21 protein-coding genes, 1 tRNA gene and 1 pseudogene are annotated in these 24,237 nt (G+C 37.2%); 6 read left to right on the top strand and 17 right to left on the bottom strand.

Annotation, left to right across the window (positions count from 1 at the left end; genetic code table 11):
- Positions 1–9: 9 nt before the first annotated feature.
- The 3 genes from OCV73_RS03925 to OCV73_RS03915 form a co-directional block, all read right to left on the bottom strand.
- Entirely contained in the window at positions 10–1,257 is a 1,248-nt protein-coding gene (locus tag OCV73_RS03925; protein WP_147549242.1) for a TolC family protein, read from the bottom strand.
- A 19-nt stretch (positions 1,258–1,276) separates the two neighbouring features.
- On the bottom strand, positions 1,277–1,903 hold the full coding sequence (locus OCV73_RS03920) for a TetR/AcrR family transcriptional regulator (protein WP_147549240.1): 627 nt from the start codon (positions 1,901–1,903) through the stop codon (positions 1,277–1,279).
- Positions 1,904–2,021: 118 nt separating this feature from the next.
- Positions 2,022–3,182: a DUF6051 family protein gene (locus OCV73_RS03915; protein ID WP_147549238.1), complete on the bottom strand. Its 1,161-nt coding sequence runs from the start codon at positions 3,180–3,182 to the stop codon at positions 2,022–2,024.
- Positions 3,183–3,394: 212 nt separating this feature from the next.
- Here OCV73_RS03915 and OCV73_RS03910 point away from each other — a divergent pair, with 212 nt between their 5' ends.
- A complete protein-coding gene (locus OCV73_RS03910; protein WP_147549236.1) occupies positions 3,395–3,640 on the top strand; it encodes a GlsB/YeaQ/YmgE family stress response membrane protein in 246 nt (81 codons plus the stop codon).
- 53 nt (positions 3,641–3,693) lie between these two features.
- Here the strand turns inward: OCV73_RS03910 and OCV73_RS03905 are convergent, their stop codons facing one another.
- Together OCV73_RS03905 and OCV73_RS03900 are read right to left on the bottom strand one after the other, a co-directional pair.
- A complete protein-coding gene (locus OCV73_RS03905) occupies positions 3,694–4,749 on the bottom strand; it encodes a class I fructose-bisphosphate aldolase (protein WP_147549234.1) in 1,056 nt (351 codons plus the stop codon).
- Between the two features lie 283 nt (positions 4,750–5,032).
- On the bottom strand, positions 5,033–5,695 hold the full coding sequence (locus OCV73_RS03900; RefSeq protein ID WP_147549232.1) for a DUF2461 domain-containing protein: 663 nt from the start codon (positions 5,693–5,695) through the stop codon (positions 5,033–5,035).
- Between the two features lie 166 nt (positions 5,696–5,861).
- Between OCV73_RS03900 and OCV73_RS03895 the strand changes: the two genes are divergently transcribed.
- The gene (locus tag OCV73_RS03895; RefSeq protein ID WP_147549230.1) at positions 5,862–7,853 is read left to right on the top strand and encodes an OPT family oligopeptide transporter; all 1,992 of its coding nucleotides are present in this window, start codon (positions 5,862–5,864) and stop codon (positions 7,851–7,853) included.
- A 79-nt stretch (positions 7,854–7,932) separates the two neighbouring features.
- Here OCV73_RS03895 and OCV73_RS03890 read toward each other — a convergent pair whose 3' ends face one another.
- From OCV73_RS03890 to aspS, 4 genes are all read right to left on the bottom strand, one after another.
- A complete protein-coding gene (locus tag OCV73_RS03890; protein ID WP_147549228.1) occupies positions 7,933–8,388 on the bottom strand; it encodes a YhcH/YjgK/YiaL family protein in 456 nt (151 codons plus the stop codon).
- 81 nt (positions 8,389–8,469) lie between these two features.
- Positions 8,470–9,255, bottom strand: a complete 786-nt coding sequence (locus OCV73_RS03885) for a zinc ribbon domain-containing protein (protein WP_147549226.1) — start codon at positions 9,253–9,255, stop codon at positions 8,470–8,472.
- Positions 9,256–9,259: 4 nt separating this feature from the next.
- A complete protein-coding gene (locus OCV73_RS03880) occupies positions 9,260–10,363 on the bottom strand; it encodes a Nif3-like dinuclear metal center hexameric protein (protein ID WP_147549223.1) in 1,104 nt (367 codons plus the stop codon).
- Complete coding sequence (gene aspS / locus OCV73_RS03875) at positions 10,360–12,123, bottom strand: aspartate--tRNA ligase (RefSeq protein WP_147549221.1); 1,764 nt, start codon at positions 12,121–12,123, stop codon at positions 10,360–10,362. Before aspS ends, OCV73_RS03880 begins: the two co-directional genes overlap by 4 nt.
- A gap of 208 nt (positions 12,124–12,331) precedes the next feature.
- Here aspS and OCV73_RS03870 point away from each other — a divergent pair.
- Together OCV73_RS03870 and OCV73_RS03865 are read left to right on the top strand one after the other, a co-directional pair.
- Positions 12,332–12,406 (top strand) — tRNA-Pro (locus tag OCV73_RS03870).
- Between the two features lie 400 nt (positions 12,407–12,806).
- Positions 12,807–13,103: a hypothetical protein gene (locus OCV73_RS03865; RefSeq protein ID WP_167551200.1), complete on the top strand. Its 297-nt coding sequence runs from the start codon at positions 12,807–12,809 to the stop codon at positions 13,101–13,103.
- Positions 13,104–13,200: 97 nt separating this feature from the next.
- Here OCV73_RS03865 and trxA read toward each other — a convergent pair whose 3' ends face one another.
- The 8 genes and pseudogenes from trxA to OCV73_RS03825 all read right to left on the bottom strand — a co-directional run bounded on the left by trxA (position 13,201) and on the right by OCV73_RS03825 (position 21,009).
- Positions 13,201–13,683, bottom strand: a complete 483-nt coding sequence (trxA, locus tag OCV73_RS03860) for a thioredoxin (protein ID WP_147549217.1) — start codon at positions 13,681–13,683, stop codon at positions 13,201–13,203.
- A gap of 23 nt (positions 13,684–13,706) precedes the next feature.
- Entirely contained in the window at positions 13,707–14,756 is a 1,050-nt protein-coding gene (locus tag OCV73_RS03855; protein WP_147549209.1) for a GNAT family N-acetyltransferase, read from the bottom strand.
- Complete coding sequence (locus OCV73_RS03850; RefSeq protein ID WP_147549207.1) at positions 14,756–15,667, bottom strand: DUF2156 domain-containing protein; 912 nt, start codon at positions 15,665–15,667, stop codon at positions 14,756–14,758. Before OCV73_RS03850 ends, OCV73_RS03855 begins: the two co-directional genes overlap by 1 nt.
- A gap of 348 nt (positions 15,668–16,015) precedes the next feature.
- Complete coding sequence (locus OCV73_RS03845; protein WP_147549205.1) at positions 16,016–16,450, bottom strand: hypothetical protein; 435 nt, start codon at positions 16,448–16,450, stop codon at positions 16,016–16,018.
- A gap of 577 nt (positions 16,451–17,027) precedes the next feature.
- Positions 17,028–17,350: pseudogene (locus OCV73_RS03840) on the bottom strand (transposase); the annotation flags it as partial.
- Positions 17,347–17,484: a transposase gene (locus OCV73_RS03835; RefSeq protein WP_262512866.1), complete on the bottom strand. Its 138-nt coding sequence runs from the start codon at positions 17,482–17,484 to the stop codon at positions 17,347–17,349. The gene OCV73_RS03835 and the pseudogene OCV73_RS03840, both read right to left, overlap by 4 nt.
- A 549-nt stretch (positions 17,485–18,033) precedes the next feature.
- The gene (locus tag OCV73_RS03830; RefSeq protein ID WP_147549202.1) at positions 18,034–19,419 is read right to left on the bottom strand and encodes a DEAD/DEAH box helicase; all 1,386 of its coding nucleotides are present in this window, start codon (positions 19,417–19,419) and stop codon (positions 18,034–18,036) included.
- A 75-nt stretch (positions 19,420–19,494) separates the two neighbouring features.
- Entirely contained in the window at positions 19,495–21,009 is a 1,515-nt protein-coding gene (locus tag OCV73_RS03825; RefSeq protein ID WP_147549201.1) for a DUF4301 family protein, read from the bottom strand.
- Positions 21,010–21,135: 126 nt separating this feature from the next.
- Here OCV73_RS03825 and OCV73_RS03820 point away from each other — a divergent pair, with 126 nt between their 5' ends.
- Positions 21,136–23,328, top strand: a complete 2,193-nt coding sequence (locus tag OCV73_RS03820) for a RelA/SpoT family protein (RefSeq protein WP_147549660.1) — start codon at positions 21,136–21,138, stop codon at positions 23,326–23,328.
- Between the two features lie 22 nt (positions 23,329–23,350).
- Positions 23,351–24,196 (top strand): hypothetical protein, encoded by an 846-nt coding sequence (locus tag OCV73_RS03815; RefSeq protein WP_147549199.1) that lies wholly within the window; start codon positions 23,351–23,353, stop codon positions 24,194–24,196.
- Positions 24,197–24,237 lie beyond the last annotated feature (41 nt).

Genomic DNA, 24,237 nt, shown 5'->3' with positions numbered 1-24,237 from the left:
TAAAGGTAATTAATTGTTTGTCGTATTTTTTAACTGGTAAATAGCCTTGAGCAACTGAATTTCATGCAGTATCTTATTTTGTACAGCCTGACTTTCCGAATTAATATCACGAAGCAACTCACTGACACTTAATGTTCCGTTTTCTACTTTGGCTTCGGACGCTTTGACAATATTTTTTCTTAACAAAATAATTTCACTATCGTCTGTCATCAAGATTCTCAATTTTTTTATTTCATTGGTTTCCTGTAATATTTGCAACTTAGTATTGTATAAGAAAGTCTCTTTCTGGATACTTATATTTTGCTTATCAGTTTCAATAAGGCGGATATCATTTTTCTTTGTATAGAAAGAACCGAAGTTCCAAGACATACGTATTCCGGCTACATAATTAAATGCAAAATCATTCTTTAACATGTTCAAACCCGGATTTCCATATAAGCCTTGAAAAAAAGCACTGAATTTAGGCATATTACGCGCAGAGATCGCATTTTTTTTCTGTTCGTATAAAGACTGCTGCGCATTAAACAAAAATAGTTCCGGCCGATTGATTTCAGTCGATACAGGTAATTCATCAGGACGTACAAGCCCGGCAGACATGTCGGTATCCGTCATAGAAGACAACATTTGTAAATATGCGTTTCGGGAGGAAGTCAGTTCCGCCTTCTGCTGTTTAATATTTAACTGTGTAACTTTCACTGCATCCAAATCAGCCTGATTGGCAATCCCGCTTTCTATATAGGAACTTATAGTATTGAATTGCCGTTCCAGGTCCTGTTGTAAAATAGCGTTTTGCTTTAATTGCTCGTCCAGTAACAAAATACCGAAAAACAAATTGTTTATTCTTTCACGTAAAGCGTACATATTAACATCCTGCTGCTTCTTTTCAACTACTGAAGACGCCTGAGCAATCTTTCTTTGTGAACGGATATTCCCTCCATCCCATATAGCCTGAGAGACCTCAGCCGCAACCTGATATTGATCTTTATCAGGAGTCTTTATGTTCATATTTGAAATATTCATAGGTAATTTTGTGACATCGGACTGATATGTCGCTTTCGCCGATAGCGTGAATTGAGGCAACCAGCCTTTGGAAGCATTGGACAAAGTATAATTTTCGCTCTGCTCAATAAGTCCGTAGCGTTCTATCATAGGATAATTTTCTTCAGCCTTTTTCCAACACTCATCAATGGTATATTGAGCATATGCCGAAAATGAAAAACTGATACCAAATACCAGACTATGCAATAAAAGTTTCATATATCTTGTTCTTTATAAATTATTTTTTCAATCTCCCTATAATAAGCATAACATTCTCGTCACATCTGCGAGCGGTATATTCTTCATAACCGATCCCGCACCTCTCCGTTAAACCATCTATAATAGGTTGGAAACAGACAACAAAGACGTTAAGTGATATAATATCAGTTATTAAATCGATTGCATGTATATGTCGAATATTTCCCTTTTCTACTTCCTCTTGAATCAATACTTCCAGTTTATCCAATAATACAGCGATATTAGGAATAAAATAATTAGTGCGCCAGTAAGACAAAGTTTCATTTCTAAGAATTTCGTTCAAAAGAAAAAAAGGTAACTTGGGATTTTTCAGAACAAATTCGAAATGTTTCCGTATTCCATATTCCAATTTATCCAGAAACGGCAAATCGGTATTCATAACTTCATATACCGATTTCGTCATTATTTTTACTTTACGTTTAAATATTTCATCGAAAAGATTTTCTTTTGTCCTGAAATAATAGTGCAACATGGCATGATTTACGCCTGCCAATCTCGCTATTTCGGTAGTTTTCGCTCCTACGAATCCTTTATCGAGAAACTCGTTTTCGGCAGCTTTGAGTATATCCTGTTCCGTGTTCTTTTTTTTATCCTTTTTTGTTATCATAAATGTTTAACAGTTTTGTTAATAATGCAAATGTCATAATAAATTTATTATTACCAAATGTTTTTTTATTTATTAACATATAGCAATAATAAAAGTAGAGATATGATTTAAATGATTCTTATGCTAAAAATGAAGCAGCACGGCCGAAAACCATCTGAAACGCCTGATCAATCAAAGAACTATCTTTATTATTATTCAAAGGGAAAGGATTCTGATGTGAATATTGGAATGGAAAGTCCAGCTCCTCTACCATATCATCATAATTATTGTCTCCGACAGCTTCATGTATACCATTGGTAGGCATTACCATATCTTTTTGCAATGCCAAAATATGAATTCTTGATTTTGCTTTTTCAAAGAAAGACTCCCTGAGTTCTTTATATGTCTCTGCTTTCAACATCGTTCTGAAAGCATTTTCTAATGTATCGTTTTTAAGAAAACGAGAAAGCATAGGCTCCTTTTTTCTATCGGTAAATGTATGCATAAAATAGTCCTGCACACGGGAAAATGCATCTTTATCCATAATATCGCGGGCATTTCCGTTCATACGTTTAAATATAGATCCGCCACAGAACATAAATAATTTTGTGCTGTCAAACAGCTTATCCGGATTTGCCAACAACAATACTTGTGAAAGTAATGCTCCGATAGAATAGGCAAAGATATTTATCTGCGTATTCTTTTCAAACAATAAGTGTCCACCCGATACAATATCCCCTACAAGTTGCCATATGTTATATGCAGACTCCCGTCCCGAAATGTATAATCGCACAGGATGTTCGGACAATCTACTGCTCAAAGCCATATTAACAAACGTAGAATTACTGAGATCGGCTATTTGCTGTCTTCTGGCCATTACCCAGGGAATTATATAACGAGGATTGGTCCAGTACCCCGGAGTCCTATTCATATGAAAAGCAATGGGAAACAAAATAACGGCACGTCCGGTATTTCGGCACAAATAATCGGCCCACGTTAAATACTTTTCCCAACTTCGTTCATTCAACCCATGCAATAAAAGGATAGCACTATTTGACTTGCTCCTGCTTACCGGACGGAATACAGGATATACAAATTCTCTGTTTTCCTGTATTTCATCATCACTTACAGAACAAAAACCGGCTCCTTTCATCTGACTTTGGAAAACCAGCATTTCATCTTCACCTTTTTTCTGGATGAAACTGCAGAAATTAATCTCCGTCTTACCATCATTCAACACTGTAGGTTTATTAAGCGAAAACAGTGTTTTTAACTCCTCATGTTTTTTTGCAAGAATCATAATTTTCGTCCTTTTTTATACAAACAAACACACGATTTTAATGTTTTCCAAAAGAACGGTATATATGCATTAATAATGGGTCTAAAATATAAATATGGGGCAAAAGTCCATAATAAGTGGCGAATTATTATCAAGTCATGCAAAGCAGGGAACAAAATAACAGACAATCCTGTTATATAAACAATGTATTTAATTTATAATTGTATAAAATTATGGGATTCATTTGGTACATCATTATCGGTATTTTAGCGGGATACCTGGCAGGTAGAATAATGAAAGGCGGAGGATTCGGTCTTATTGTAAACCTAATCGTAGGTATAATAGGAGGAGTGTTGGGAGGATGGATTTTCGGACTATTCGGACTTGCAGCCATCGGTTTCTGGGGAAGTCTGGTAACTTCAGTCGTCGGCGCAATTGTTCTATTGTGGTTAATATCTTTTCTACAACCTAAAAAATAATTACTATGACAAATAAAACTCCTCACACTTTTTGTGAGGAGTTTTATTTGATACTATGCCAATGTAATTTTTGTATCCAGATAAACATCTTGTATAGCATGTAATAGCTCTATTCCTTCTTTCATAGGTTTCTGAAAGGCTTTTCTTCCGCTTATTAGGCCCATACCGCCTGCCCTCTTATTAATTACGGCTGTTACTACGGCTTCTTTCAAATCGGAATCCCCGTGAGATTCACCCCCTGAATTTATAAGTCCTACACGTCCCATATATCCGTTGGCTACCTGGTAACGGCACATATCTATCGGATGCTCCGAAGATAATTGAGAATACATTTTATCATTGCTTTTAGCAAATTGAATTGCTTTGAAACCTCCGTTATTCACAGGTAACTTTTGTTTCACGATATCAGCCTCTATAGTTACCCCCAAATGATTGGCTTGTCCGGTAAGATCTGCAGATGCATGATAGTCGATGCCATCCTTCTTAAACCCATTGTTACGCAAATAACACCATAAAATAGTAGCCATACCCAATTCATGCGCATATGCAAAAGCTCTCGCAATTTCCGTAATTTGTCTGCGGCTTTCGGGAGATCCGAAATATATAGTGGCGCCGATAGCCACGGCTCCCATATTCCAGGCTTCTTTTACAGTTCCGAATAAAACCTGGTCATAAGAATTAGGGTAAGAAAGAAGTTCGTTGTGGTTTATTTTCACGATGAACGGAATTTTATGCGCATATTTTCGGGCGACCATACCTAATACGCCAAAAGTAGAAGCAACGGCATTACATCCGCCTTCCATCGCTAATTTTACAATATTTTCAGGATCAAAATAAATAGGATTCGGAGAAAAAGAAGAACCTGCAGTATGTTCAATACCCTGATCCACAGGTAAAATTGAGACATATCCGGTATGTGCCAAACGCCCATGCCCTATCAAAGCTTGCAAACTGTTCAATGTAGGATTGTTTCTGTCCGTCTCACTCCATATTTTATCAATGATCTGGGGAGAAGGAATATGTATAAGAGTCTTATCTATAGTACGACAGATGTGCCCCAGCAGGTATTCCTGGTCATCACCCAGAATTTTTAGAATATTTGTATCCATATTGTTCGGATTATAATTGGTAATGGAATATAACATTCACCGAACAACATTAGTTCATCTCCTAAAAACCGTTTTTTGCCTGTTATTATTCAGGGTAAAAGAAAATAACATACGTCCTAAATATACCTTGCATCCCGCATACTGGTCTATAAGGCGTCTCATTAAAGGTGAGTTTCAAAATAATACGACCTAAAAATATAAGACAAACAAATAAAAGATAAGCGGACTATATATTTTGTTATACAATCCGCTTATCTTTTATCTAATTATCTAAACTTTCCTATTACTCATACAGTTCATCTACAGTATAATTTAAAAAATCATTGAACGGTTTCAGTACTTGAAAATCCGCCGCCGCTTTCTTCATCCAATCCGGTTTAAAAAAGAAAGTCTCTGGTTTCCTACCAATTACTACATAGTCTTTTCTTTTTAATAAATCGGGGTATTCAAAATCCTTCGGGAAAGGACGGGGTACTATTTTAAGTGTTTCACCCTCAAATCCGGGATACACTCTTTTGAATCGTGCATCTTCAACGATTCCGAGAAATTCATCTACATTATCATAAACAGCCTGACGAAGAGATTTTAATAACTTTGGTTCAGGACACCACACTCCTCCGCTCAACAAACAATTCCCGGGTTCGATATGCAAATAATATCCGGCCCGCAAACTCTTACGCCCTCCTTTTGCCATATAGGCGGAAAAATATGTTTTATAAGGAGTTTTATCTGATGAAAAACGAATATCTCTATATATGCGGTATAAACAATCCTTTGCCTCAAGTCCTTTCATATCATCATCAAATACAGCCAGTTGTTGCAGCAAATCTTCCAGGTAACGGATGAAGACTGTTCTCAATTTATCATATTCGGGCTTATGCTCCTGGAACCACTCCCGGTTATTATTCTCCCGTAACCGGATTAAAAAATCTATTATCTCTTTCATATATTCATTCTTGATAAAACAAATTTAATCAGAAAAATCGAAATCCTTATCTAAATACTATTATAATATTTTTAAAAAGTGAAGAGGTTATATCTGTTATATTTCCGTTTTTTATTAACTTGCCTCGAATTTTAACAAACAACAAGAATATAATATAATAATACGAATGGAAACAAACAAAAAACAACCCGTCGAGTTACCCGATAACGCATTTCGGGAATTAAAACCCGGTGAAAAGTTTGAGCCTGTGATGTCACCAGATCGTACCTATCCGGAAGTAAATTTATGGTCGGTATCCTGGGGAATTATCATGGCTATCATTTTTTCAGCAGCGGCAGCTTATCTGGGCTTAAGAGTAGGACAAGTATTTGAAGCTGCGATACCTATCGCCATTATCGCCGTAGGGCTCTCAAATGGAACCAAACGAAAAAACGCTTTGGGAGAAAATGTCATCATACAATCTATCGGAGCCTGTTCGGGTGTCATCGTAGCCGGAGCCATATTCACATTACCGGCCCTTTTCATCCTGCAATCGCGTTATCCCGAAGTAACAGTGAATTTCATAGAAGTATTCCTGAGTTCACTTTTAGGTGGAATTCTGGGTATTTTGTTCCTTATTCCTTTCCGTAAATATTTCGTTTCGGACATGCACGGAAAATATCCTTTTCCCGAAGCGACAGCTACAACACAGGTTCTTATCTCCGGTGAAAAAGAAGGTAATCAGGCAAAACCTCTTATTTTTGCTAGTCTCATAGGAGGTCTTTATGATTTTCTCCTATCTACTTTCGGTTGGTGGAGCGAAGTTCTCACGACCCGCATCCTTCCGTTCGGAGATTTAGTTGCCGAAAAAGCAAAAACAGTATTCAAAGTAAATACCGGTGCTGCCGTATTAGGACTCGGATATATAGTAGGGCTCAAATATAGTATGATCATTTGTGCCGGTTCTATTTTCGTATGGTTCATTATCATACCCGGGCTTAATCTTTTTTTCGGAGACATTGTACTGGCACTAGGTAACAACGATATTATTAACACTGTAAATCAGATGTCGCCCGAACAAATATTTACTACATACGCCCGTCATATCGGTATCGGAGGTATCGCCATGGCCGGAGTAATAGGTATCATACGCTCTTGGGGGATTATTAAAAGTGCGGTAGGACTTGCATCAAAAGAACTGAAAGGAAAAACGGAAACTATAAAAAAAGTTGTTCCACGTACACAACGCGACCTTTCAATGAAATTTATAGCTATAGCCAGCATTGTCGCCCTCATACTTACTTTCCTTTTCTTTTATCTGGGGGTGATAGGCAATCTGACACAAGCTGTTATCGCATTTTTGGTTGTTGCCATAATAGCATTTCTATTCACGACCGTAGCCGCTAATGCCATCGCTATTGTAGGCACCAACCCCGTATCGGGTATGACCCTGATGACCTTGATTCTGGCTTCGGTCATACTGGTAGCCATAGGACTAAAAGGGACAACAGGAATGGTCGCTGCCTTGGTTATCGGAGGCGTTGTATGTACCGCACTATCTATGGCGGGAGGATTTATTACCGACCTGAAGATAGGTTACTGGCTGGGAAGCACACCGGCAAAACAAGAAAGTTGGAAATTCCTGGGGGCCCTCGTATCTGCAGCTACAGTGGGAGGTGTTATACTCCTGTTGAACAAAACTTACGGATTTACAGGAGAAAATGCCCTCGTCGCGCCCCAGGCTAATGCAATGGCTGCAGTTATAGAACCTTTAATGATGGGCAAGGGCGCTCCATGGTTATTATACGGTATAGGTGCGTTACTTGCCGTTCTTCTTACATTCTTTAAAATTCCTGCATTGGCATTCGCTTTAGGAATGTTCATTCCATTGGAACTGAACACCCCGCTGGTTATCGGAGGATTTGTAAGCTGGTATGTAAGTACACGAAGTAAAGATGAAAAAGTCAATAAAGCCCGTCTGGACAAAGGAACGTTACTCGCGTCCGGATTCATTGCAGGAGGTGCTTTAATGGGAGTTGTAAGTACCTGTATACGGTTTGCCGGTTTCGAATATAACAATGAGATGAGCGAAGGAGCCCTCCAGGCTGTAGGTTTAATAATATATTTATTACTTATCGGTTATCTAATAAAAGCAAGTATGAATGCAGAAAAGAAATAATACTTCTATCTGATAATCATAAAAAAGCCGTAAATTATTTACGGCTTTTTTATGATATACGTACAAGATGCTTCTAATACTATTCTATAATCCTGACCTTAGCACATAATTTCCGGATCTTTCCTTTACCTATAATAGGAGCATGACCGTCCTCAGGATATATGATAAGAAATTGACCGGGCCATACATCAACATAAGTATCACAAGACGCTTCATAAAAAATGAAATCCTTTTCTTCGTTATAAACATCTTTCTCTCCAGATAATTTGGAAAGAGGCTTCCATCCTATCGTTTCCATCTTGTCCAAAGGAATATGTACATCAATGTATTTACGATGAACTTCAATAAGCTGGATTTCTCTTTTATCTCTTAGCTCCGACTCTGAATTATTTATGTAAAGGTTATCTCCGTCTAATTTTACGCAGGTCTCCTTTTCTTTCAAAAAATTATGAGATTTCACATACTCGAAAAGAGTTTTAAAGGCCGGATGAAGCAATTCTATACGTTTGCTGTTTTCCAATGTACCTAAAATCATATTATTCTGCTTTATATAAAATAAGCCGGAAAAATAATCACATACTTTCCGGCTTACCGATATTTAATATAAACTCTTAACTTACTTTTCTTTTTCTGCTAATTTTTCAGCTACTCCGGCCAATTCGGGATCGATCATAATACGTCCGCAATATTCACATACGATAATTTTTTTACGCATCTTGATATCCAGTTGTCTCTGAGGCGGAATACGGTTGAAACAACCTCCGCAAGCATCACGTTGTATATATACAACGGCCAGACCATTACGGGCATTTTTACGGATACGTTTAAAAGCAGAAAGCAAACGTGGCTCTATGCGTGCTTCTATTTTTTTAGCCTTTTCACGTAATTTCTCTTCATCTTGTTTAGTCTCCGACACGATCTCTTCCAATTCGCTTTTCTTTTCACCTAAGATATGTTTCCGGTCCTGCAATGTTTCCTGACAAGCAATGACTTCTTCGTTCTTAGATTGCTGAGCAGCGGCAAATTCGCGGATTCTCTTTTCACAAAGTTCGATTTCAAGGGTTTGAAACTCAATTTCTTTAGACAAAAAATCAAATTCACGATTATTTCTCACATTATCTTGCTGAGCGGTATATTTATCTATGAGTGTCTGAGCATTTTGAATTTCCACTTTCTTGGCGACACCGGCAGCCTTTAGCTCTTCTATTTCCTTATGGAAGTTCTGGATACGAGTTTCGAGTCCCACGATTTCGTCCTCAAGATCCTGAACCTCAAGAGGAAGTTCCCCTCTTAAAGTCTTGATACGGTCAATCTCAGAGAGCATCGTTTGTAATTCGTACAGTGCTTTCAGTTTTTCTTCCACTGTATATTCTTTTTCAACTTTTGTCTTATCAGTAGCCATGTGCTTACAAATAATTTATAGGATTTGTTTCTACCTTAGTATATTGAGTTGCAAATGTAGGGAATTTTTTTTGAATAATATCACAAAATATTTCTTTTGTATATTGTTCACTTTCATAATGCCCTATTTCTGTTAATAAAATACGGCCCTCATAACCGAAATAATCATGATATTTTATTTCTCCTGTCAGGAACACATCAGCTCCGGCGTTTAAAGCTTGAGGTATCAGGAACGCACCAGCTCCTCCACAAAGAGCGATACGGCGTACCGGTTCTTTTTTTAACGGAGAATACCGGACACAACCTACTGAAAATACATCCTTGATATGTTGAAGAAATACCATTTCTTCCATGGGGTTTTCCAGACAACCTATTATTCCGGATCCGGCCTGTTCCCAGGAATTTTGCAGAGAAATCACATCATAAGCAGGTTCTTCATATGGATGTGCCGATCGTAAGGCCTGAACTACATTGTCTTCTTTCCAGGAAGGTAATACGACCTCTATCCGGATCTCCGGTTCCACATGCATCTCTCCTACTTCTCCACAAAAAGGATGCGAACCGTTTCCTGCCCGGAAACTTCCCTTTCCTTCATTACGAAAACCGCAACGATCATAATTGCCTATATGTCCGGCCCCGGCATCGAACAAAGCATTCGACACGTTATCAACATATTCTGCAGGAACAAATGTCACAAGTTTCACTAACTTACCCTTTACCGGATCTAATACTGATATGTCTTTCAAACCGAGTTTTTCAGCCATTCTGAAATTAACTCCGTTCCATGCATTATCTAAATTTGTATGGGCAGAATAAATAGCAATATCATGCCGGATAGCTTTCATTACAACCCGTTCGATATAGTTTTTACCAGTCAGGCTCTTTAGTCCCTTAAAAAGAAGCGGGTGATGTGAAATGATAAGATTATACCCCAGTTCGATAGCCTCGTCAATGACAGGTTCGGTCACATCAATGCACAATAAGGCACCGGATGCTGTAAGAAACTTATTCCCTACTTGCATACCGGCATTGTCATAACTCTCCTGTAACGCAGGGGGCGCAACAATTTCAATCGCTTGTATTATGTCGGCTATAATCGGATTTTTCATTTACCCAGATCCTTCAGGTCCAGTTTTAAATGCAGTTCCTCCAACTGTTTATTATCTATAATTGAAGGAGCACCATTCATAACATCACGTCCGGAATTATTCTTAGGAAACGCTATACAATCCCGGATAGAATCGAGGCCTGCAAACATGGAAACGAAACGATCCAAGCCGAAAGCCAGTCCCCCGTGCGGTGGCGCACCATATTTAAACGCATTCATCAGGAAGCCGAACTGATATTGAGCCTGTTCTTCGGTGAATCCCAGTACGCGGAACATCCGGTCCTGTAATACACTATCGTGAATACGGATAGACCCCCCCCCCAGCTCAACACCATTAATAACCATATCATAAGCATTTGCACGAACTTCTCCCGGATTACTTTCCAGCATACCAATATCTTCAGGCTTAGGAGATGTGAACGGATGATGCATAGCATAGAAGCGCTGAGTCTCTTCATCCCATTCAAAGAGCGGAAAATCGATAACCCATAAAGGAGCAAAAATGTTTTTGTCTCTTAATCCCAGACGGTTTCCCATTTCCAGACGTAGCTCACAAAGAGCTTTTTGAGTCTTAATCTTATCTCCGGCCAAAATAAGTATCAAATCACCGGGTTTAGCTCCAAAACGTTCCGCCCACACTTTTAAATCATCCTGAGAATAAAATTTATCTACGGAAGACTTGAACATTCCATTTTCTTCACAACGGACATATACAAGCCCTTTTGCTCCAACTTGAGGACGTTTCACATATTCCGTAAGTTCGTCCAGCTGTTTACGGGTGTAAGAAGCACATCCCTCGGCACAAATACCGGCAACATAAGGAGTACTGTCAAATACAACGAAATTATGTCCTACGGTCAAATCTTTTATTTCGACAAATTTCATATCGAAACGGATATCAGGTTTATCACTACCATAATATTTCATCGCATCTGCCCAGGTCATGCGTGGAAACGGTTCCGTAAAATCGATATTCTTTATATAACGAAACAAATGTTTTGCCATTCCTTCGAACATATTAAGAACATCTTCCTGTTCAACAAACGACATTTCACAGTCTATCTGAGTGAATTCGGGCTGACGGTCGGCACGAAGATCCTCATCCCTGAAACATTTTACAATCTGGAAATACCGGTCAAATCCCGAAACCATCAGTAATTGTTTGAATAACTGAGGAGACTGAGGTAATGCATAAAATTCGCCAGGATTCATTCGTGAAGGCACAATAAAGTCACGTGCACCCTCAGGAGTGGATTTCATAAGTACAGGGGTCTCTACTTCAATAAAATGCTGCTCGTCCAAATAACGACGAACTTCAAATGCCATTTTATGCCTCAATTCCAGATTCTTCCGGACCGAAGGACGACGTAAATCCAGATAGCGGTATTGCATGCGTAAATCGTCTCCTCCGTCAGTTTCATCCTCTATTGTAAAAGGAGGAATGTCAGAACTATTTAACTGGATCAGGTCCGAAACTTCTATTTCGATCTCCCCGGTAGGTATATTTTGATTCTTATTGGAGCGTTCCGTCACCATTCCGGTTACCTGGATAACATATTCACGTCCCAGTTTATTGGCTTTCTCCCATAATCCAGAGTTATTTTCCTGATTAAATACGAGCTGAGTTATACCGTAACGATCCCGTAAATCGACGAAAGTCATACCGCCCATTTTACGGCTGCGTTGTACCCAACCTGCCAACGTAACTTTTTGACCTACATCCGAAAGGCGTAATTCTCCACAAGTTTTAGTTCTGTACATATATTTTTATTTATAAGTTTTCTTACTAGTATTCTTTCTTTATTATCCATTCAGAATCAATAAACATAAGACAATAACTGTGCAAAATTATAATAAATTCACGGGTAAAACAATAAGGATTGATAAAAGATTTTTTCCAAAAAATAAAGGAATACTATTGCATATAAAAAAAATGTCCGTATATTTGCATCGCTTTTAAAAAGAGCAACGGGGTGTAGCGCAGTCCGGTTAGCGCACCTGCTTTGGGAGCAGGGGGTCCCAGGTTCGAATCCTGGTACCCCGACAAAATAAAAAGGTTCTAAAATCAGCCATTTAAGCTGTTATTTAGAGCTTTTTTATTTTAATATCACCATTTTATTGATTTAAAAAATAAGTTTTTGTCCGCCAATGGACACAAAAGCTTATTTTTTAATTTTTAATCAATATGACAACTCTCAAAGGAAAGATTTTAAAAAATGGCAGACACAAAATCAGAGTAGCTGTTTGCCACAAATTAAGAAACCCGTTACATTGTAACCCGATTTATTGTCGATAGTCTTTCCCTGTTTAAAATACTATCAGATACAAAATGTATCCTGAAATTATCAATTATATAAATATTTAAGGCTATGCATGAAATACGCACTGTAGTAAGCATTATTTTAGCGATCTTCCCGGTCATCCTATTTTTTAAATTGTGGGGAATGGCTAATAATGTCAAAATGATAAAAAGAGAACTTATTGATAATAAAGACGAATCTAAAAAATATGAATTATTATTGATTCGCGGAGAAAATGACAAAGCATATCATTTGTTAGTAAACAAATTTAGCCGTGAAATATATGATACTTATCATTTTTATGACGAATATTTTTACAAAAATAAAATAGAAAAACTTTTTGAAATATATAAACCTGAATTTCAGAAAATAGAGAAAGAAATTCCTGAACATTTATTAAAGTGTAAAGATTTCGAGTATATACAAAATTTAATGAACTAATCAATAAAAAATTATCCATCATTTTAGAATGATGGATAATTAATCAAACAAGATTTTCTGTTTATGTATTAACTACCTGTTCTTAAATATAATAAACCTATTTCAGAAGATACTTTTCTATCGCTTCCTTGAAAGCCGATTTATCCATAGCCCCCATCATAAAATGCGGTTCCCCTTCCATGGGACATAATGCGAAAGTAGGTATACTCTGAATGCCAAAAGCTCCGGCCAGTTCAGGCTCCTGATCTACATCTACTTTATAAAATATAACTTTTCCTTCCAATTCTCCCGCCAGTTCTTCTATGATAGGAGACATCTGACGACAAGGTCCGCACCAAGTAGCATAAAAATCTATAACACAAGGTTTATCACCCAGATATTTCCAGTCATCCGGATTACTGGCATAATCCGAAACTTTTTGTAAGAATTCGGTTTGTGATAAAGGTTTTACAAGAACTTTCTCATTAATAGCCTGTTCCGTACTATTTTGAGCAACTTCTTTGTTTTTGCCAGTTCCGGAACAACTTCCTGCCAATAAAAGACCGGAAAATAATAAAACGAACACAAGAATCTTTTTCATATTCATCAGTATTAAAAAAATAATTAATTCAACATCAAGCTCATATAAGGTCTTTGAGACGGAAACGACAATAATTCTGCCACATGATTATCCCCAAACAACATAGAAGCCAATGTTTCGATATTTATATCATAATCGGGTTCTATATCTTTTTCATCGATAATAAAACATTTACCATTCGAAATTACAAAAAAACCATTATTCTCCAAAAGTATATCATCCGATAAGCGTATCGTACATTTAAAATAAGGATAAGCAGCAGCTACTAATCCCAGTAATTTTTCCGCATCAATAACCCGTGCCATTCCGAATCTTACATTATCAGTAGTATTTACTGAAGGTATAATTATCAGATTTAAAGACATACCAGGAAAAATACGTGTAACCTCTCCCATTAATATATCTTTTATTTTATCATGGGAATAAAGAGATTCAATTATCCATGCTTCTCCGTCATGTACCTGAACGAATGCCAATGCGACGATATTGTTTAAATCGTCGGCCATAGCAACGAGCTCTCCCCCACTTTGTTCCAGATCATCACAAATTACTTCGAAATCCTCAAACGTATGTTGTACGCAACAAGGGCGACATTTCATCATCCGGTCGAAAAAAACATATATTTCTTTTTTCGAAACATCTGCACGATGGAAACCAGGCATTTCATGAAAATTATGAACAGAAGTATATCGTTCCACCTTCTGGTAAAAAACCGGAGAATATCCCATACGTCCATAATAGCCATACAGCCAGGGCTGGGCAGGAATAAGTACAGAAAGAGGTATACCACGTTCTCTCATTGTCTTATAAGCATCACCCAGTAATCTGGTCATTAAACCACGATCCCGAAAATCAGGGGATGTAGCAGCACCTGAAATATAAGCCAGCTTTATTTCCGTTTTATGAAAAGTCATCGTATAAGGAATCATTTGTAATACCGAGACCAATTTATTATTTTCAGAATAGCCTATTGTGTTTTCATCTTTATATACCCGGCTGAAATAAAGAGACACAAAGCTTTCATCGTCCTGAAAACAAGTTTGCCATAAATCTATTACTTGTTGCTTTTCCATTATTCTCTGAATTTTATCGCTGCATATTTTTCCAGCAAAATATAAGGATGATAAGAAAGTTTGGATTTTCTCAATCCCGGCAAGCCAAGATCTTCTTCCCTATTGATATAAATATATTTTTCAGGGATAAGTTCCGCAAACAATTTATTGATTACCTGATAAGCCCCTTCTATCGTCGTATCGGCTTTCTCGACATGTACGCCGAACGTGTCTCCGTTAATCGGTGCACCATAAGTAAAAGCCACAATCTTGCCGTCTACCCACAAAGCGGCCCCTAATATGTCCAACTCCTCATAATGATTTAAAGCAAAAGTCATAGATCGTCGCTCGTTCAATAATGCTTCATCTTCTTCACATCCGTTCTCCTTACACCAGACCGATTCCAGTTCGAGACATTGCGGAACTATTTCCGGAGTTATAGCTGTAAAAGAATATTGCGGATATGCCTGCATAAAACGATTTATAAAATTGCGTTTAGACTGATACTTCTTACCTGCTAAACGTATCAGATCGTCTCTAAGATAAATATAATCGTAATAATCACGCTCGGGAATAAATTTAAATTCCTGGGGAAAAACTGATTCAAGAAAATTTTTCGAGTCGGACGATACTCCCAAAATACACAGGGCATGCTCCTGTCTTTCGGCATCTTGTTCCAACTCCCGAATTGCCTGCACTATATTGCCTGAGCCTACCGGCATCATATATGCCACTCTTCCTTCGTCAATCCAAAACCTGATTAATAACAGATCATTCACAACAGCAAATTCACTATCATATAAAAAACGCCAACTGCATATATTGGCAAATGAAAAATCACAATTTCGTAAATTGGAAAAAAAAGTATAACTGGTAATAATTTCTTTATCGGCTATCGTTATAGGCCTGAAAGGAATTGAACCGATTTTCATATTCTTTATTTTATTTTTTAGCGAAGTTATAACAAAAAAAGTAACCGATAAGAAAAACGTATTAATTATGTTAATGGTTTAAGAATAATTCAAAATAAGGCGGATTTATCATTTAATTGTTTATTAATATAATATTATTTCTGATATTGTTCTTAATATTATTTTCGGTTTTGTCATAAGTGAGATTCCTGGCAAGAATAAGACAACCAAAATAAAAATACGCATCTATATACTTTGATGTACCAAAATGCTTTGTGTTTTTAATCCTTTGTAATGTATACTACTTTTACAACAAAAAAAAGCCAAACTACATTTATAGTAGCTTGGCTTTTCAGTTTCAACATATCATCAATTTAACCACCAAAAATTGGTGCAACAAGTTTTCAATGCTTCATTATTACCATTGTTTATTATGATAATTTTATGCACCTTAGCTTGTGGAGATATATCATGGATAAACTCCTTATTATAACTTGGCTTATGACATGCAATCAAGATAGATTCAGGTATCTCTAAGCTATCATTATAATGCTCTATTTTGCCAAATGACACGCTAAGATTATTCACATAGCCAAAAATTCCATTCAAATGCGCTTTAATTCGATTATCCGCATAGGTGGAAATGCCAATGTACAACAACGTATCTCTGCCATAAATGTGATGGTCGCCATATAATTGATACAGGACGTTTGTTTTATCTGTATCAATTTTTTTAATATCATCAACTGTGTCAATTTTATGTCTCTTTGACCAGTCAATAACGATTTCCTCATAATCAGACATTTTCAAGTTATTCTAAAGTTTATTCCACTGATGAGTTCCACCATTGGGACAACTAAACGGATATGGCATATTTTTTGATTTTACAACAAGTCCGCATTTCCCGCACTGATAAGTATCATTGCCAATTTCTCCTAAATCCGTCCATTTATGATTCCCTCCACTTGGACAATTATGTGGATACGGTGGCTGGTTACTTGTTACAAGCGTTTTGCATTTCTCACAAAAATAATTTTTCATATTAAATAAGTTTTCTTTCCTTCCAGTCCCAAAAAGGAGTTATCAAATACAGGAAAGGCGCAAGACTGTTAACTTACGCCATTGATAGGTTCTGGACAAACCTGTGTTGAACATAAGAAAACAGCTCACGCCTTTGGCTCTTATATGTTTTTGTACATATACGAAACCAAAGGAGAACGTATCTTTCTTAATCCCTCAACACAGATTGAATTGTCCAGATTCATCAATGAGGAATAAGCTAAACGCTTTCCATTTACTATGTATGTCTCATTGCTAAGACACTACAAAGATAATGAATTTGTTTATGCGTTCTATACATGAGCTGCCATTAATTGCAAAATTACGGATACACTAATTCACAATATCTTAATCTTTTATCTGCAAAGATAATGAATTGGCTAAACCTGTTACCGTCTGATATATCTCTTGTATTATATCTCAATGCAAATTCATAGCAATATTTTGCTAAATACTTTGGCGTTACTAAATGGTATATTCCTAATATGCCACGTTTCAATTGACTCCAAAATCCTTCAATCGAATTGGCATGGAAACCATGCTTTATGTATTCTCCATGACTATGGTCTACAACTTCATGAATATAACCCCTTGCCAACCGTCCGAAACTATTGTAGTTCCTTTCTCGACAAGTTCATATATTAGAGCTTATCTGAAATGCTACTACAATGAGGACAGACAGGATTTCCATTCCATCTGACATCTTCAAGATATTGCCTGCATTCCTCCTCAGTATGCAAGGTATCTATCAAATGTAAAAGTGACTCAAATTGTAGCATATTCCATTTTTATATGGATATAGTACTACACTGAGTGGCAAATTTGCACTAAAAATGATAAATAGTTTCATATTTTATCGCATTATACTGAATATCAGCAAAATAAAAAATGGTCAATCAGTTTCCTAATTGACCATTTTTATACACTTTAACAAAATTCAATTGATTTTTTAGCGTTTATTAGTGACACTTTTTCGCGTATAATATGCGTGTCAATATTATCACAATACAAAAGTGCCCAGTAGCCTGCAATACCGAGCATTTTATAAAAACAGAAAGGAAGTACAAATGAATAACTTTTGTTATCAAATTATTGACGGACAGTTATACAAAATCATTATAGATTAAAAGGCAATAATAACAATGAATCAAATGTATTTCTGCAATCCGATAAAGCGATTATTGATTTTATTCCCCTATCAAAACATGGTAAGCAGGCTCCGCCATGTTTTTTATTTCCATATATTGTAATTATACTACAGTTTAGGATTTGCAAAATTATCTGGGTACATTAAAGCATATAGATGCGTTATTTTTTTACCAATCTGGTTAATCTTTTTTCCCAGTGTCGTTATTTGTATTACGTTTCGGGCGATAATAGCGTTTTTTATTCTTAGGATAACTTCCCTGGCTTTCATCGTTTCCCGATACAGAATCATTATTATCCGTTTTTTTTCTAAAATGTTTGGAATGCTCATTCCGCGCACGGTCTGCACGTCCTCTGCCCCTATTATCACCATGTTTCGACCCTCTTCTTCCGTAATTACTACCTCTTCTCTTCTCGGGAGCATATTCAGGGGCTTCACCCAAACCTTCTGGCAAAACTGCTTTATCAATTTCCCGCCCGATAAATGATTCTATCCGATGAAATTTACTCTGGTCTTTTTCCGACACAAAAGTTATGGCTGCCCCTTCAGCATTAGCACGTGCCGTACGGCCTATACGGTGAATATAATCTTCTGGATCATGAGGCACATCATAATTTATGACTAACCCTATCGAATCGATATCGATACCTCTGGATACTATATCTGTAGCAACCAGTATATCTATTTTATTATTCTTAAAATCCAGCATAACCTCTTCCCGTTGAGATTGCTCCAGATCGGAATGCATAGCTGCCACTTTCAGTTTCTTCTTTTTCAAAGTATATGCCAAATCTTTCACTTTTAGTTTGGATGAAGCAAAAATGATCGTTTTACTTCCAGAGGGTTTCTGGAACAAATCCTCTATAATTCCCATTTTCTGAGGTTCATAACATATGTATGCGCTTTGTACGATAGCTTCGTTCGGCTTTGATATCGCTACATTTATTTCCACAGGATCACGCAATATATTTTTGGCCAGTTGGCGGATTTTAGGTGGCATTGTCGCAGAAAAAAGGATCGTCTGACGGTCTACCGGCAAACTCTTTCCTATTTGCATGATATCATCGTAAAAACCCATATCCAGCATTCTGTCCGCTTCATCCAGAATAAAATACTGAACTTTCGAAAAATCAATATTCATTATTTTCATATGAGAAAGCAACCTGCCCGGAGTTGCAATAATAATATCGGCCCCCATATTCAGTCCTCTCTTTTGCTGATCCCAGGAAGCACCGTCTCCTCCTCCCGATATAACGACAGTCGAAATAGGAAGAAAATAAGAAAAACCTTCAAACTGCATATCTATTTGTTGAGCAAGTTCTCGGGTTGGAGCAACAATAACGGCACGTATAGCATCCTTCGCCGGTTTCTCTTTTATAAGCAAATTCAATAGCGGAAGTATATAAGCAGCTGTTTTTCCTGTTCCGGTCTGAGCGCACGCAATCAAATCTCTTTTTTTCAAAATAACGGGTATAGTGAGTTCCTGCACAGGCGTAGTTTCCCTGAAATTCATGGCATCTAATCCCTGTAAAACACTTTCTTCTAAATCTAATTCATCAAATCTCATAAAGTTATTTCTAGTTATAGTGCCAAAAGTACACAAAAAAAGCGATAACCACAGTGATTATCGCCTTTTATTATATTATTGATGTTGATCCCTTAACAAATCGTTCACGGTCTTTACAGGATTAAAAGTTTCGATAGGCACTTCTACGAACAATGTATTCCAGTCGCTCATAGCTCCATTCCACAATCCCGGCAACTCCAACGCTTTCAAGTCTTTGCCTCCTTTTGATTTATATGAAATGAAACCTGTATTTTTGTCAACATACTTCGGCAAATCAAATTTTCCATCCACTCCTTTTACCGAACAGACCAAATCTACCGGATTAAAATGAGTTCCAGATTCAAATTGTGCTTTTGCACGGGGATTATTAACGTCTATCTGTGAACTCTCCAAAATCTGCAAAGAGATAGTTCCATCCTCATTATATGCCAAAAACGGTCCTCCACCCGGTTCTCCTACATTTTTTACCATACCACAGACACGAATCGGACGATCTAATTTTTTCAACAAATAAAGAGCCAGTTCACCATCTTCCAGATTTTTTGTTTCCGGATTACGTATAAATAATCTGCGATGCATAAATTCTATCATCTCACGTAAATCGTCCATCGTATATTTTCCGCTTTTAAGTAACCGGACATAATTATCAATCTTCTGTTTAAGACTGATAAGAACCCCTCCTATTAATTTTTTATAATAAACCGTTTCATCTTTCAACCTGTCCGGAACTACATTATCTATATTTTTTACAAATATAACATCTGCATCTATATCATTCAGATTCTCAATTAAAGCTCCGTGTCCACCAGGGCGAAAAACCAATTTCCCGTTTTCCCTGAATGGTTCGTTATCCATATCGGCTGCAATAGTATCGGTAGAAGGTTTTTGCTCCGAAAAACCAATATCGTATTTTACTCCGAATTCTTTTTCATATAGGGCTTGTTTTTTTGCAACCAATTCTTTAAAAAACGGCATATGCTCATGCGAAACTGTAAAATGAACATTTACCTCTTTACTTTTATTAGCAGCATACATGGCTCCTTCGGCCAAATGCTCTTCCATAGCTGTACGATCTACATTGTCGTAATGATGAAATTTAAGCATGCCTTTAGGTAAAAAACCATAATTAAGTCCTTTTTCTTCCAGAAGATTTAAAACTACAGCCTTATATTCTCCCGATACCATAAGTTCTTCAACACTATGACCATTATTTTTCTTGCATACGGCATTCAGGTCGGAATAAAAAGCAAATTTTCGGATATCTTTAAAAAACTTTTTCTCAAACTCGGTAGTAGGTACATCATACGAGGCAGATGTAAATTCGAACAAGTTTTTGAACATACGGCTTGCCGCACCCGATGCTGGGACAAATTTTACTATCTTATGATTCTCATTCAGATATTGTTCCCAAACATTCAAATATGTTCCGGCCTCTTGGGGAGACACCGACAAAATCCCGTTACCGATTGAGGCCGAAGCATCTATTTTCAAAAAAGGAAAACCCTTCATAAAACAACAGAGTTGTTCTTCTATCTGTTTTTCGGTTATGCCCTTAGAGGCTAATAATTGCAAATCTTCTGAAGAATACATGATATATATTAATTATGATTAAAGTTAAAATAAGCATTCAAATCTACATAAAAGCTCTTAATTTTCATACTCATTTAAGAGAAAAAATATATATTTGATGCATATTTCATGAAAGAAAGAGATATTATGGCAAGTAACAACTACTTTACCGAAGAAGAAAAAAATACTTTCCTGAACAGTTACCGGGAACTATGCCGTTGCACCCGTAACGTGTCAACGCAGGAAGATTTTACCCACATCAGGAAACTGATTAGCGAAGCGGTAAAAACTGGCCATTATCAACGAGATAAACATGGATTGAATCCGGCTTTGCGCAATATAAACACAGCTCTGATTTTAGCCCAAAAAGTAGGTTACGAAAGAAGTATGCTGGTATCTGTACTGGTATATAACCTGGTCGTTTCCGAATTCATGTCAATAGAAGAGATAGAACAAGAATTCGGCGAAGATATTACAAAAATTATCCGGGGCCTCATGAAAGCAAAAAGCCTGTACGCAAAACAAGCAGCAGTCGAAAGTGATAATTTCAGGAAACTTCTGCTTACTTTCGCCGAAGATGTACGGGTTATTATCATAATGATCGCAGACAGGCTTTGCGTCATGAGAATGATTAACCATCATCCGAACGAAAAATTTCGGTATGATGTGGCCTGCGAAGCTTCATATTTATATGCACCACTATCTCATCGTCTGGGATTATATGGTATCAAATCGGAACTGGAAGATCTTTCTCTTAAATATACCAACCGGGAAACATTCTCGAAAATAGCTCATGAACTCAATGCGACCAAAAGAGAAAGAGACCGGTTTATTGCAGATTTCATAGCTCCTATCCAAAAAAAACTGGAAGAAGCGGGTCTTTCATTTGAAATAAAAGGCCGCACAAAATCCATATTCTCCATCTGGAACAAGATGAAGAAACAAAAAGCGGAGCTTAAAGATATATACGACCTTTTTGCCATCCGTGTAGTGCTGGATACTCCTACGGAACACGAAAAAGCCGAATGCTGGCAAGTATATTCCATTATTACGGATATGTATCAGCCAAATCCAAAACGTCTGAAAGACTGGCTTTCCATCCCTAAATCAAACGGTTATGAATCGCTACATATAACCGTATGGGCTGAAAACCGATGGGTCGAAGTGCAGATACGCACCAAGCGAATGGACGAGATCGCAGAACGGGGATTGGCTGCGCACTGGAAGTATAAAGGACTAAAAAGTGAAAAGGGACTGGACGATTGGATGAACAATGTCCGGGAAGTTCTTGAAACGGCAGACTCTGGTCCATTGGAACTAATGAAAGATTTCCGTATGGACCTATATGACAAGGAAGTCTTTGTCTTTACACCTAAGGGAGACTTATACAAATTGCCATTGGGGGCTACAATCCTTGATTTTGCCTTTCTCATACATACAAGACTGGGCTGTAAATGCGTGGGCGGAAAAGTGAACGGTAAAAACCAGACTATTAAATATCAGCTTAAAAGCGGCGATACGATAGAAATTCTCACTTCTCCCACCCAGACACCAAAACAGGACTGGTTAAATATCGCGACCACCTCCAAAACGCGGATAAAAATAAAACAGGCTCTGAACGAAGCTTTAAATAAAGCAGCGGAATTCGGAAAAGAATTACTGCAACGAAGATTCAAGAACCGGAAAATAGAGATGGATGATGCCATTCTCATGCGTCTTATCAAAAAAACAGGTTACAAAACCGTAACAGATTTTTATCGGGAACTGGCTGAGGAACGTCTCGATGTCAATGACATCATAGAGAAATACCTGGAAATGGGGAAAGAAAAAGAAGAAACTTTCGAAACCCGTACAGCCGAAGAATATGTTCTGACATCCGAGACAAAAGAGGACGAACTCGTTATCGGAAGTAATCTGAAAGGCGTGGATTATACTCTATCCAAATGTTGCAATCCTATTTATGGAGATGATATTTTCGGTTTTGTGTCTACCCAGGGTACCATAAAAGTACATCGTAAAGATTGTCCGAATGCACCTCAAATGTTCAGCCGTTTTCGTTACCGCATCATTAACGCACGCTGGTCGGGAAAACAAGGTTCGCAATATGTAACCGTACTCCGGGTCGTAGGAAACGACGATATAGGAATAGTTACCAACATAACTTCTATTATCTCAAAAGAGAAAAATGTAGCGATGAGAAGTATTTCTATAGACTCTAACGACGGACTGTTCCAGGGCCATATCACAGTTACCGTAAATGATTTATCGGCACTGAACGGGCTGATTAAAAAGCTCAAAACAGTAAAAGGAGTGAAAGACGTACAAAGAGGATCAATATAAACGTTTTTATAAATTCGCCACCATGAATAAATTTATACTTGGATTACTATTCTCCGCAAGTATTATTTCGTGCGGAAACCAAAATGAAAAAGCCGCGCAGCAATTACAGAAAGCCAAACAACTATTCGACTACGGGGCTTATTCCGAAGCGAAGACAGCTATAGACAGCATCGGCATATTATATCCGAAAGCTTTTGAACAGATACGTTCCGGTATGCAGCTTATGTGCCAGGTAAAACTAAAAGAAAGCCAACGAAACCTGACATATATAGACAGCCTTTTACAGGTAAGACAACAAGAACTGGAAACACTGAAAAAAGATTTCTATCTGGAAAAAGATGAAAAGTATCAGGAAGAAGGCAATTATATATACAAAAATCAAAAAGGAAAAACAATAATAAACAGCAGCCGGATAAGAGCCCTTGTCACCGAATCGGGACAAATGCAATTATCCAGTGTATATTACGGAAATGTTCCGCTTAATCATACTTTTGTCCGTGCCGATTTAGCGGATAAAAACTTTGCAGAAACATTTCGGATTCCTTACGATGGGGGAAATAATTATCGTTTTAAAAATGACGGTCATGTAACCGAGATCGTTACTTATAAAGACGGGCAATGTACCGAAATAGTTAATCTCATTTCTGAAAATATGAAAAGTCCCGTTTTAATTACTTATAAAGGAGGGAAAAAATATATTTTATCTTTGGATATGCCTACCAAACAAATGATCAAGGCGACGCGTGACCTGACCCTATTAATGAAAATAACCGAAGATCTAAAACGGGAAAAATTATTAAATGAAAAAACGATCGAAATAGTAAACCGGCAGATTACAGATATGGAACAAAAGGCAGGTGAAAAATAAATTATCAGATAATTTCAATATCATATAATCATTTTAATAAA

The organism is Barnesiella propionica, assembly GCF_025567045.1.
GTDB lineage: Bacteria > Bacteroidota > Bacteroidia > Bacteroidales > Barnesiellaceae > Barnesiella_B > Barnesiella_B propionica.
The sequence above is the reverse complement of the archived record's forward strand: the minus strand, read 5'-3'. Positions and strand labels throughout refer to the sequence as shown.